This is a genomic window from Alteromonas australica (genome assembly GCF_000730385.1).
Classification (GTDB): Bacteria; Pseudomonadota; Gammaproteobacteria; order Enterobacterales; family Alteromonadaceae; genus Alteromonas; species Alteromonas australica.
This window is the reverse complement of record NZ_CP008849.1, coordinates 3777561-3789277: the sequence shown is the minus strand read 5'-3', so window position 1 is coordinate 3789277 and position 11717 is coordinate 3777561. Positions and strand designations below refer to the sequence as shown.

General features: G+C 44.3%; 10 protein-coding genes. 6 read left to right on the top strand and 4 right to left on the bottom strand.

Going from position 1 to position 11717, the window contains the following annotated elements; all coding sequences use genetic code 11:
• Window positions 1–4: 4 nt before the first annotated feature.
• From ubiE to EP13_RS16460, 6 genes are all read left to right on the top strand, one after another.
• Complete coding sequence (ubiE, locus tag EP13_RS16485) at window positions 5–781, top strand: bifunctional demethylmenaquinone methyltransferase/2-methoxy-6-polyprenyl-1,4-benzoquinol methylase UbiE (RefSeq protein WP_044058232.1); 777 nt, start codon at window positions 5–7, stop codon at window positions 779–781.
• Entirely contained in the window at window positions 781–1416 is a 636-nt protein-coding gene (locus tag EP13_RS16480; protein ID WP_044058231.1) for a ubiquinone biosynthesis accessory factor UbiJ, read from the top strand. Before ubiE ends, EP13_RS16480 begins: the two co-directional genes overlap by 1 nt.
• Window positions 1417–1434: 18 nt before the next feature.
• Window positions 1435–3063 carry a ubiquinone biosynthesis regulatory protein kinase UbiB gene (gene ubiB / locus EP13_RS16475; RefSeq protein ID WP_044058230.1) on the top strand — a complete coding sequence of 543 codons (1629 nt, stop codon included), beginning with the start codon at window positions 1435–1437 and terminating at the stop codon, window positions 3061–3063.
• 288 nt (window positions 3064–3351) lie between these two features.
• The gene (gene cspE, locus EP13_RS16470) at window positions 3352–3561 is read left to right on the top strand and encodes a transcription antiterminator/RNA stability regulator CspE (RefSeq protein ID WP_012519905.1); all 210 of its coding nucleotides are present in this window, start codon (window positions 3352–3354) and stop codon (window positions 3559–3561) included.
• Window positions 3562–3818: 257 nt separating this feature from the next.
• Entirely contained in the window at window positions 3819–4451 is a 633-nt protein-coding gene (locus EP13_RS16465) for a hypothetical protein (RefSeq protein ID WP_156026774.1), read from the top strand.
• A 128-nt stretch (window positions 4452–4579) separates the two neighbouring features.
• Complete coding sequence (locus EP13_RS16460) at window positions 4580–6175, top strand: methyl-accepting chemotaxis protein (protein ID WP_044058229.1); 1596 nt, start codon at window positions 4580–4582, stop codon at window positions 6173–6175.
• Window positions 6176–6697: 522 nt separating this feature from the next.
• Here EP13_RS16460 and EP13_RS16455 read toward each other — a convergent pair.
• From EP13_RS16455 to EP13_RS19160, 4 genes are all read right to left on the bottom strand, one after another.
• Complete coding sequence (locus EP13_RS16455) at window positions 6698–7708, bottom strand: cytochrome d ubiquinol oxidase subunit II (RefSeq protein ID WP_044058228.1); 1011 nt, start codon at window positions 7706–7708, stop codon at window positions 6698–6700.
• Window positions 7709–7717: 9 nt separating this feature from the next.
• Window positions 7718–9079 (bottom strand): cytochrome ubiquinol oxidase subunit I, encoded by a 1362-nt coding sequence (locus EP13_RS16450; RefSeq protein WP_044058227.1) that lies wholly within the window; start codon window positions 9077–9079, stop codon window positions 7718–7720.
• 11 nt (window positions 9080–9090) lie between these two features.
• Window positions 9091–9648 carry a GbsR/MarR family transcriptional regulator gene (locus EP13_RS16445; protein WP_044058226.1) on the bottom strand — a complete coding sequence of 186 codons (558 nt, stop codon included), beginning with the start codon at window positions 9646–9648 and terminating at the stop codon, window positions 9091–9093.
• Between the two features lie 282 nt (window positions 9649–9930).
• Window positions 9931–11283: an outer membrane protein assembly factor BamB family protein gene (locus EP13_RS19160; protein ID WP_081869525.1), complete on the bottom strand. Its 1353-nt coding sequence runs from the start codon at window positions 11281–11283 to the stop codon at window positions 9931–9933.
• Window positions 11284–11717 lie beyond the last annotated feature (434 nt).

Genomic DNA, 11717 nt, shown 5'->3' with positions numbered 1-11717 from the left:
TGCCATGAGCGATAATGATACCAATACCACCTCGGCGCAAACGCCAACCACGCACTTCGGTTTTAAGCAGGTAGAAAAAAACCAAAAAGCCTCTATGGTTGCTAATGTGTTCGACTCGGTAGCGGCTAAGTACGATGTTATGAACGATTTAATGTCCATGGGCGTTCACCGCTTGTGGAAACGCTACACCATAGATTGTTCTGGCGTACGTAGTGGGCAAAAGGTACTCGATATTGCCGGTGGCACAGGCGACTTAACAGCCAAATTCTCGCGTCTTGTAGGCCCTACGGGGCGTGTTACGTTGGCTGATATTAATTTGTCTATGTTAAAAGTAGGGCGCGATAAGCTTCGTGACCGCGGGTTAGTGAGTAATATAGATTACGTACAAGCAGATGCAGAAGCATTACCCTTCCCTGATAACCACTTCGATGTGGTAACCATGGCGTTTGGTTTACGCAACGTCACTGAAAAACAAAATGCGCTTAATTCGATTTACCGTGTACTTAAGCCGGGTGGTCGACTGTTGGTGTTGGAATTTTCTAAACCCACCTCCGAACAATTAAGCAAAATTTACGATATGTACTCGTTTCATATTTTGCCTAAAATGGGGCAGCTTGTGGCCAACGATGCAGAAAGTTATCAGTATCTCGCGGAAAGTATCCGAATGCACCCAGATCAAGAAACCCTCAAAGGTATGTTTGAAACCGCGGGCTTTGAACACTGCGACTATCAAAATCTTACTGGCGGCATCGTGGCTCTACACCGTGGGTATAAATTTTAATGCCCACCTCAGCATTAATTAGCGCCACCATTGAAACAGCAATCAACGCGGTGTTGAAACTCGACCCCGATAGCCAAGGGCGTCTTGCGCCCCTGCATGGAGCAAGGCTCATTGCTTATATTGACCCGCTACCCCATGCCATTATGCTGGCGTTTTCCCAGCAAGTGGATGTGCTTACGGTGTCACTGCCGTTTGAAGAAATGGTCGGGCAATTAAACTCCAAAGATTGCTGTATTAAAACCTCGTTGCAAACGCTGCCTGAGCTTAAAAACACCAATATGCTGACCCGCCTTATTCAACAAAATAAGTTGCAGGTGGAAGGGGAATTAGCCGTGGCACAGCAGGCGAGTGCGCTTTTCCAGCAGTTAGATATAGACGCTGAAGAGATTGTCGCGGGTAAAACCAATGATGTATTAGCTCATCAGAGTTTTCGTATTCTAGGCAGGGTTAAGGCCCAATTGCAAAAGGCACTGGCAGGTACAAGTAGCATTGCGGCAAACGCAATTGTGGAAGAAAAAAAGCTGGCAGCGCATAAGTTGGCGGTTATGCATTTTAGTGATGAAGTCAACAGTGTGAGAGATGCAGCGGCTAAATTAGACGCGCGACTAACTGTATTAGAACAACAGAAAAAATAATAAGTGTAAGAGACGTTCATGCGTATTTTAAGGCTGTATCGAATAAATAAAGTATTACTTGAGCATGGGCTTGATGAGCTTATTCCCGCCAAGTGGCTGCCGTGGTATGCGCGCTTTTTACGCCATTGTATTTTTTGGATACGCAACCAACATAAACATACCTCTCCTGGAGAGCGCATTACGTTAGCACTACAAAACTTAGGCCCTGTCTTTATTAAGTTTGGGCAAATGCTTTCTACTCGCCGGGATCTGCTTCCTCCAGCCATCGCTAATGAATTAGCTCGCCTCCAAAATAAAGTACCACCGTTTTCTTCAGAAGCGGCGCAAGAGATTATAAAAGCTTCATTAGGGCTGTCCCATTTATCAGAGCTATTTAGTGAGTTTCAAGAGACGCCCTTGGCGTCAGCATCCATAGCCCAAGTGCACGCGGCCAAACTTAATACAAACAATGAAGATGTTGTGGTTAAGGTGTTGCGCCCCGATATTCGTGAAACGATAGTGGCCGATATGGAGTTGCTATTCAGTTTAGCGGGTGTGCTTCAACGATGGTTGCCTGACGGCAAGCGCTTGCGCCCCGTAGAAGTTGTTATAGAGTATAGAAAGACCATTGTCGATGAACTGGATTTGTTACGTGAGTCGGCCAACGGTATTCAACTAGGCCGAAATTTTGAGGGTTCCGACTCCCTCTATGTCCCCAAAATCTATAGCGACTATTGCCGCCATAATGTATTGGTTATGGAGCGTATTTATGGCTTACCTATTTCCAATATTGACGCACTGCTTGCGCAAAACACCAATATGAAAAAACTGGCTGAACGTGGTGTGGAAGTGTTTTTTACCCAAGTATTCCGCGACAGCTTTTTCCACGCAGATATGCACCCGGGCAACATATTTGTCAGTACCGAACACCCGGAAGACCCTAAGTATATTGCCATTGATTTTGGCATTGTGGGAACATTAAATCGTGAAGATAAACGTTATTTAGCCGAAAATTTTATTGCGTTTTTTAATCGGGATTACCGAAAGGTTGCGCAATTGCACGCCGATTCGGGCTGGGTACCTGGCGATACCAATATTGATGAATTTGAAATGGCCATTCGTACCGTATGCGAGCCAATATTTCAAAAGCCCTTGGCAGAAATTTCTTTTGGTAATGTATTATTGCAACTATTCAATACAGCACGCCGTTTTAATATGGTGGTGCAACCACAATTGGTACTGTTGCAAAAAACCTTACTCTATATAGAAGGGCTTGGAAGGCAACTGTATCCTCAGCTAGATTTATGGAAAACCGCCAAACCCTTTTTAGAAAACTGGATGCGTGAACAAGTCGGCTTTTCGGCGATGTTAAGTAAGGTTAAGGCAAACTTACCTTTCTGGTCTGAGAAACTGCCGGAAATGCCTGATTTACTCTACGACAGCTTGCAACAAGTGAAACGTATGCCATTGCAGCAGCAAAGATCGCACTTAGCGCTTATGGTAGAGCAGAAGAAATCTAGGCGCGCTATGCACTTCGGTATTGTAGGCGCTACCTTTGTTTTACTGGCGGCACTTCTGCCACTTTATGGCCTGTCTTGGTACGCACCTTGCGCAAGTGCTCTTACTGGTCTGACTTGTTGGTGCGTTGCTTGGCGCTATACCCACTAAACCGTGTTACGGTAGGGTGAAATTTTTATGAAATGCTGTATTTCTTAATTAATTTGTATATTAATCAGTCCGAAGAGTGTTATAGTGACTTTGGCTTTGAGCCAAATGTCTTTAAATAGACGCGATTATTTTATTATTTGCTATATGTAGAACCACTCAAGTTACCTTGTGATTTGTTGTAAGTTGTTATCCATTCGTAAGTAAGACCCAATAACTCCGCCTAATTAAAGACAAACGCTACACGCGCGTATTCGCGCATTTTAAAATGATATTTGAGGTCTATACGACATGTCTAAAGTTACAGGCACCGTTAAGTGGTTTAACGCTGATAAAGGTTATGGTTTTCTAACTCAAGATAACGGCGGTAAGGACGTATTCGTTCATTTCCGTGCAATTATCTCTGACGGTTACAAGACTCTTCCAGAAGGTCAGCGCGTAGAATTTGAAGTTGAAGAAGGTCAAAAAGGTCTTCAAGCTGCTAACGTGCAAGCCATCTAAGAAATTCAAAAACGGCGGTCATTAGACCGCCGTTTTTCTTTCTTCCTTACTTCATCCACTGTTTGCACCTGGCAAGCACACTCTCTTATTATCTATTTTAAGCGTAATGCCTCGCTTTTCTCTTTGACGTTTAATCCTATTGCAGTAACACTATGTACTAACATTATTCTTGTTGAGTAGTAGATTGTCATGTTTATTCATTCGCCACTGAATAGAGTAGAAACACGGGAAACCACAAAGAAAAGGGATGTATGCGTATGTGGCTATTAGTAAGTAAGCTGAAAACGGTGAGTGGATGGGTTGTTGCTATTTACCTTTGTTCAATAATTAACGCTTTCGCAGATGAAGCGCCCATTGCTACCTTGCTAGGCTCCCCTATTTATAGCAATGACTTAACGATTGAAAATAAAGTTAAAGCAGAAACGAAAAAGAATTACCCCAAGCAATATGCAGACATCATTGAAGAGATGAAGAAGCAAGTGCTCGCCAAAAAAGTCATTGAGGGTGTATTAGGGGACTTCTTTCCTCAAGATGTCATCCCGCTAGATTCCACCTTGGTCGCCAAATTCAAAGCGCGTTTTAAAAACGACTTCACTGAGCAAGCTTTGTCCGATACCGACACGGATGAAATAGCCAAAGAACAAGTGTTGCAATGGCAACGAGAGAAAGCCTTGTATGAGAAATTTGGCGGGCAGGTAATATTCCAACAATCAAACCCATTAACGCCGATTGAAGCCTACGCTACCTTGTTAAAACAATACCAGCAGCAGGGTAAATTCGTTATCCACGATAAAGATTATGCAGACGTTTTTTGGGCACCTTTTACGCCACCATTCACCCATGTGATACCGAGTGAAAACGTCAATTTCACTGCACCTTGGTGGTTATAGCAGTAAACCGCTAAAGCGGGTTTAAGTTGCGCCGAAAGAAAATCTCCGCAACACGGGTCTATCTATACTGAAACGTTTTTTATTTTCATTGTGTAGACGTGTGTTTACCCTGCCGGAGTGCTCTCAATATGCTCAATACCGTCAATGCTCGCGTGCTAACAGGCTATGCGAGTGTGCTTTTTGTCACGCTGCTAGCGGCGGCTGTGCTAACACTCAACAATAGGGAGGTGGCTCGGCACGTTAATATGTTTGTTTCTGAAACACTACCCGCCTTAAAACACATAGATAATATTAAAGCAAACACTAAGTCGATGGTACTAATAGGGTACTCACTATATGGTTACACTTTAGAAGCTAGCGAGTTTGATGAGCAGTTTGATCGTATCAAGGGATCTACGCTAGCGGCCTTTTATTCCCTAGGGTATACAGATAATGATGACTTGCTTCAAGACTATGAGGCACTGTCTTTTTCATTAAATGCGCTGTTTGAAACAATGACCGCAGACAGCGTAAATTGGGATGTGGCCCGCTCCGATTTACAGCGTATTACACAACTGGCTAGCCAATTCCAACAAGGGCTTGATGAAGTCCGGGTATCAGTGGCAAAGGCGGCAAATAGCCGCACTGCAGAAATAGAAGCGCAGTTATTTTCCAGTCAAATTGTGGTTTATTCACTCATTGTTATTTTGAGTACAGTTGTGCTTATTGCGTTTTGGTTAACGAAAAGAAGTATCGCTCAACCCATCGCTTGCATGGCCGACGAACTCGACGAGCTAGCAAAGACTCGAAACTTAGTGACAGTTTTACCTGCCCATTCAACGCAAGAACTCAATAGAATGACAGACAGTCTTCAAGGGCTTGTTAACGTCTTTGACGCGGGGCTGAAAGATGTGAGGGAAGCTGCTACCGGTATAGATAATGCAACGCTAGTGCTGACGCAATCTAGTTCGGCATCGACCACTTCGGTAGCAAATCTGCGTCTAGAAATCGATGCTCTTGTCGTCATTATGGATGCGTTACACGAAGGTATGTCGCAAAGTTTGACGCGCTCGGAGGTCGCAGCTCAAGTAGCGCAGCAGAGTGCTGGCGATGTGCGCTTAGGGCGCGAAAATGTCCAGCAAACAGCCACTGCCATTTCTGATTTAACGGCCGATATCGAACAAACTGCCGATATTTTAGTGACGTTGCAAAACGAAGGTGAGAACGTATCTAGCGTGGTGAAAACCATTGCTGACATTGCTGCTCAAACGAACTTGTTGGCGCTAAATGCAGCTATTGAAGCGGCGAGGGCAGGAGAGTCTGGACGGGGGTTTGCAGTGGTTGCCGATGAAGTTAGAACTTTAGCTGCGCGTACACATCAGTCCACGTTAGAAATTAACGACATCCTGGAAAAAATTGTCACCGCTATCCAGCGCGCAGGGGCTACCATGAGTTCGAATCAAGATAAGGCGCACTTTTCTGTTTCGTTGGCTAACGAGTTGGTGGATAGCCTGACCGAAGGAGAAGCCACTATTTCATCTTTGGTTGCGGTTAGCCAAGAAGCGGCAACTCTGGCATCACAATCTCAGCAGCAAGTTGAAAACGTTAAAGCCGTGGTTGATAAATTCAACGGGTTAGGGAGCGATATTTCCGGTAATAACGAACAAGTAGAAAAGGCATCTGGTACCTTGATTCAATTAGCCAGCAACCTCAATATACTCACTAACAAGTTTAAGCTTAGCTAAAAAAAATGGGTCTCAACTGAGACCCATATCAATTAATGATGTTCGTTTTCACTTTGCTGTTCCGCGAAAATCTTGGATTTCTTTTTGATTTTACATCCTAAGATACGCTGTGCATTCTTACGGCCAATATAATGAGCGACTGTATAGGGGTGTGCACGCTTGAAGAACCGAGAAAACGGATGGAGAACGTTGACCATTTTATGCTCCTTCTGTATAAATAGTGCCCCAAATAAAAGATAGTATTATTACAGTTTAATGTCAATAGTTATTATGGATAGAGTGAAAAATGAGATGCATGTAACAATTTGCTTACATTTAAGGCAAGTTTCCACTTTATCCTTAAAATTTTGTAATGGCTGGGACGAGAAAAAGATCAAAAATTGAAGAAAGATCGCATCTTCACACACACAAAAGTGCGTAACAAAAATGATAAATGGTGAAAAGAGTAAGCACCACTTCATTTTAGTGATGCTTACTATATAGGCAAAGTATATAAGAGGAAACGCGCCTTTAGGCTATTTATTAATAGTACGAGAGCTTTTCCGACTTGCCTGAAAATATCTTATATACCATAGCGGTGTAGGCTAAAATGCAAGGTACCACAATCACCACGCCTACAAGTAAAAAGCGTAAGGAGTTTGCGTCACTCAATGCGTCTGTGATGGTCAGTTTACCCGGAATAACAAAGGGGTAGTAACTTATTCCAAACGCACTAAAGCAAAGAACAAAGACTAAGAGGGCGATGAAAAACGGCAGCCATTCTCCTTTGCCTTTCGCCTCTGGAAGTTTTTTCAGTAGCATGCCGCACAAAGACAACAGTGCAAAACAAGCGACAGGAATGGCCATTAACACATAACCCCACGGCGCTGATAGCCATAGCTCCCTGACTTCGTCGTGCAGTGTTAGGTTTGCGATACTCACCGCGACAATGCCTATAGATAAAACACCTAATCCGCGTTTTGCCCAATAATAGGCCTTTTCTTGCAATTGATTTTCCGCTTTTAAAATTAACCAACAACTGCCAATAAACGCGTAAGCAGCAGTGACACCCAATGCCGCTAACAGAGCAAACATCTGCGCCCATAAATCGCTGCGTAGCCCAGTTACATATATCCCCAACATATAACCTTGCGCTAAGGTGGTTAGCAAAGAGCCGTACTTAAATGCTAAATCCCACTTGCGTTTATTAACCTGAACCACTTTTGCGCGAAAGTCGAAAGAGACACCGCGTAATATTAGGCCCAGTAGCATAAAGGTGGCCGGTAGATACAAGCTCTGTAGTACCTCACTGTGTGCTTCAGGAAACGCAAAAAGCAGTAACCCAACCGCCAATACTAACCAGGTTTCATTTGCGTCCCAGTAAGGTCCAATGGAGGCAATCATGTCATCTCTAAATTTTTCATTTCGAGGGGGAAGCAATACGCCCACCCCTAAATCGTAGCCATCTAAAATGGCGTAAAGCAGCACCGCTAAACCCAGTAATCCAATATAAATATTACCTAAGGCGTCGGCAGAAACATTTTCAAATACCATGTGGCCTCCTTATGTATTTGCTGGGGACATTTTTCCGGCTTTCGCCATTTCTCTTTCTTCAGTAGATATTTCTTCAATTTCTACTGCTCGACGGCACATCAACATTAACGTTCCCATATAGGCAAAGAGTAAAACCGTATAAATAATGGCGTATAAGGAGAACGAGAGCACAACGTTTGCCGGGGGTAACTGAGTTACCGCATCTTGAGTACGAAGCACGCCGCTCACTAAATAGGGCTGGCGACCAATTTCAGTAACATACCAACCTGCTAAGGTGGCTATCCAGCCACTAAAGGCCATACCGGCAAAAGTGCGCTTCAACCAAGTGGGCAAGGTTTTATTACGTAGATGATAAAGGCTACCTAACCAAGACACGGCGAGCATTAATAGGCCCATGCCCACCATGACTCTAAAGCCAAAGAACACTGGTGCCACGGGGGGATGTTCTCCTTTAAACTCATTTAGCCCTTTGATTTCACCCTGTAATTCGTGAGTAAGAATAAGACTAGCGCCGTAAGGAACGGGTATTTCAAAGTGATTTTCCCTGCTTTCTTCATCTGGAATAGCAAATAGGAGCAGAGGCGCACCCTCGGTGGTTTCCCACAACCCTTCCATGGCGGCCACTTTCTGGGGCTGGTGCTCAAGCGTATTTAGCCCGTGCATGTCACCGGCAAAGATTTGTAATGGAATAAGCACTGCCGCAGTATAAGTGGCCGTTTTAAGAGCTAACTTAGGTGCAAGTTTATCGTCGCCCTTTAACATTCTATAGGCAGACAAACCGGCGATTAAAAAGCTTGCGGTTAATCCAGACGCCAACATCATGTGAACAAATCGATAGGGAAAGGAAGGGTTAAAAATAATCTCTTTCCAGTTAGTGGCATACACGACGCCATCAACCATTTCAAAGCCTTGCGGGGTTTGCATCCAGCTGTTCAGCGCCAGAATCCAAAAGGCAGAAGTCGTGGTACCTAACGCCACAATCAGTGTGGAGGCGGTATGGAGCCAGTTCGGCACACGGCGTATGCCGAATAGCATAATACCTAAAAACGTGGCTTCTAAGAAAAAGGCGGTGAGGACTTCATAACCCAATAAAGGGCCTGCCACATTGCCGACTTTTTCCATAAATCCTGGCCAGTTAGTGCCAAATTGAAACGACATCGTCACGCCGCTCACCACACCAAGCGCAAAGCTTAATGCAAACACCCTTACCCAAAATCGGTACATACGCATCCATACGGGATGCCCTGAGGTATTTGAACGTAATTTAAAATAGAAAAGAAACCAGCCCATTGCCATGGTGATGGTAGGAAACAGAATATGAAAACTGATATTTAACGCAAATTGTAATCGAGACAGCAAGAATGCATCCACAGATAGCCCCCTTAGTTAACGCTGTTTTTGCCCGGTAATAACTTGTCCTTTAGCTCAAGCATACGACCCACGCCAGATCCCAGCTTCATCAGCGTGTTTAACTTCTCAGGCCCCAGGTGCTGAAGTTCTTCAGACCATGCCGTAATTGATTCGAGTAAATCGTGAATTTCGTTCAACTTTTGTTGCGCGTTCGCCTCTTTTTCATTCGCGGCTTCATCAAGCAGCAAGTCCCTCAACAAACTCATCGTGGGGTCAATTTCTCGCTTGCGACGTTCTTCAAACACACGATTCGCCAGTGTCCAAATATCGCCAGCGGGAATGAAAAAATCTTTTCGCTCGCCAGGCACCAAATGTTGCTTCACCAATCGCCACGACTGTAACTCTTTTAGTCCCATGCTGGTGTTACCTCGCGAGATGTTGAGGGCATCCGCAATTTCTTGGGCAGAAATGGGCTCTTCATTTAGCACAATAAGCGCTAAAATTTGCCCCACGGTACGGTTAAATCCCCAGCGACTTCCCATTTCACCGAAGTGCATCACCGCAGACGTAATGAGTGGTGTCATTTTCATAAGAGTTGTCCTGTATGAAGTTTCAGAAATTACTGAAAGTTTATGCCGCTTATTGATCCAGATCAAGTTAATTTTATTTTCAGTTGCGGTTTATGCTGGGATGTTCGCTGTAGCAAAAGCGGGTTGAAGTGTATTTGGGGTGCGCATAGCGGGGCAGGTGACCATATGCGTGGTTAAATGGAAATCCTTGATATAACAAAGCCATTCATTATTGAATGGCTTTGTGCTTAGCTTTGTACTTAATTTGCACCCCTGCTGACATTAGCGTAGGGCAGACACAGATTACTGACCCGCACCTGTGTTCTGATTGTTCTTATGAAGTTTAGACCATGTATTTGGCATCAGTCCGGTGCTATCGGTTTGTATCGCAAAGAGTTTGCCCGTGGCGTCTGAAGCAGATAAATCAGAAGACGACAGCCCACCAATATACAAAATGCCGTTACTGTCTATGGCGGGGGATGACCAAGTCACATTTACCTCTAAATCAACCTGCCACTCTAATTCGCCAGCGGGATTATAGCTGTATAGGTAATCGGTTTCCGAGGCAAAGTAGACGTTGCCATTGTCGCCGATGGCGGGTGAAACGTAGATATCCCCTGGAATAGCCACTTGCCATTTAACGCTTTTATCGTTCATGTCTAAGGCGTAAAACTCACTGTTTTCATTACTTTTTGTACCAAAATAAAGGGTAGAACGGGATTCATCTATGGCCACTGATGAGCGAATATGTGGGGCCTCAATCACATCAGGCGTGCCTAATTCGAAACGCCATCTCAACGCTAAGTTATCGTCAAAGCTGTACAAGATGCCAGCTTCTGAGCCAAAGTAAATATTGTTATTTGAATCGATGGCTGGTGTGGAAAGGACCAGATCATATTCGAATGTTTCTGCGTCTTTGAATTCACCTAATAAGGTATAGTCAGTTAAATTCAGCTTGAGCACTTTGCCTTCATCAAAAAACACTAATTCCCCGTTATGGTTTACCGCGCCGTTCATAAATCTGTCTTGTCGCTCGCTACAATGACATAAGCGCTCATAAAGCACGTCGCCAGTAGCGGCATCAAATGCGTAAATATCTAACCCGGTATAAATAATCTGATTGTTATAGGCGACAACTTTGGATAGTCCAGAACCGGTTTGATTTGGGTAGGTAGACACCCGTTTACGCCAAATCTGTGCGCCGATAGAATTTAATGCAATGAGATCGCGATAGGCTTTAGTGAACTCACCGGAACGTTTCTCTACGAGTACATAAATAGTATCGTTATGCACCACGGGGCTTGAGCGAACTTCCTCTCCGTTTGGCAGCGAGTGTTGCCATAGTATACTGCCATCTACGTTATAGGCTGCGACAACATCGTTACCCGCAGAAGGGTTTCGTACGTTTTTAGCTGTGCCCACGTATAAGGTTTGTTCGTCGGTACTTAGCGCCACCGATGAATAATACGCGAAGCTAGCCACAGGGAGTTGAGTGTCCCATACCAATCTAGAAGGCTCGGCGGGGACGTTGGTGTCATTACCATCGTTGTTGCCTGAATAGCCCGAATCACGACTCCCGCTGTCTCCACCGCCACCACATGCTGCAATCAGGGTGCTCAATATCGCTACCTTGATAATGTGACCAATCGATTTCATTTATTCGTTCCTTCTTATCTTAGAATGTGCCGTTTGTAGAGGTTGATTTTTCTGCGGTATATCTGTGAAACTCACTCAGCGTGAAGGTTTTTACCGTCAGCGTATTAGGCGTACCGCAAAGAAAATTTGACGACACAGTTAATCAAATCCTAAATGATGAATCCTTCCTTAAATCGCGCAATCTTGAACTACATTTCTTTGGTAAAGTGTAAAAAATCCCCGCGCGAAGAATCTTCTTCATCTTGCACGTAGGATGAGTAAACCTATAGCGTCGCATCAGTATCGCAACCTGCGGCGTAAATGTTTGAATATACGTTCTCTTACTTGCCGTAAAAGGCGTTGAAGTTACCTTCCACAGTCAGTCTTTCAATATCTTTTACGTTGATGACGTGATTTTAAAAAGCCTTTATAAATTCGCTGTTCCTGTGCAGTTT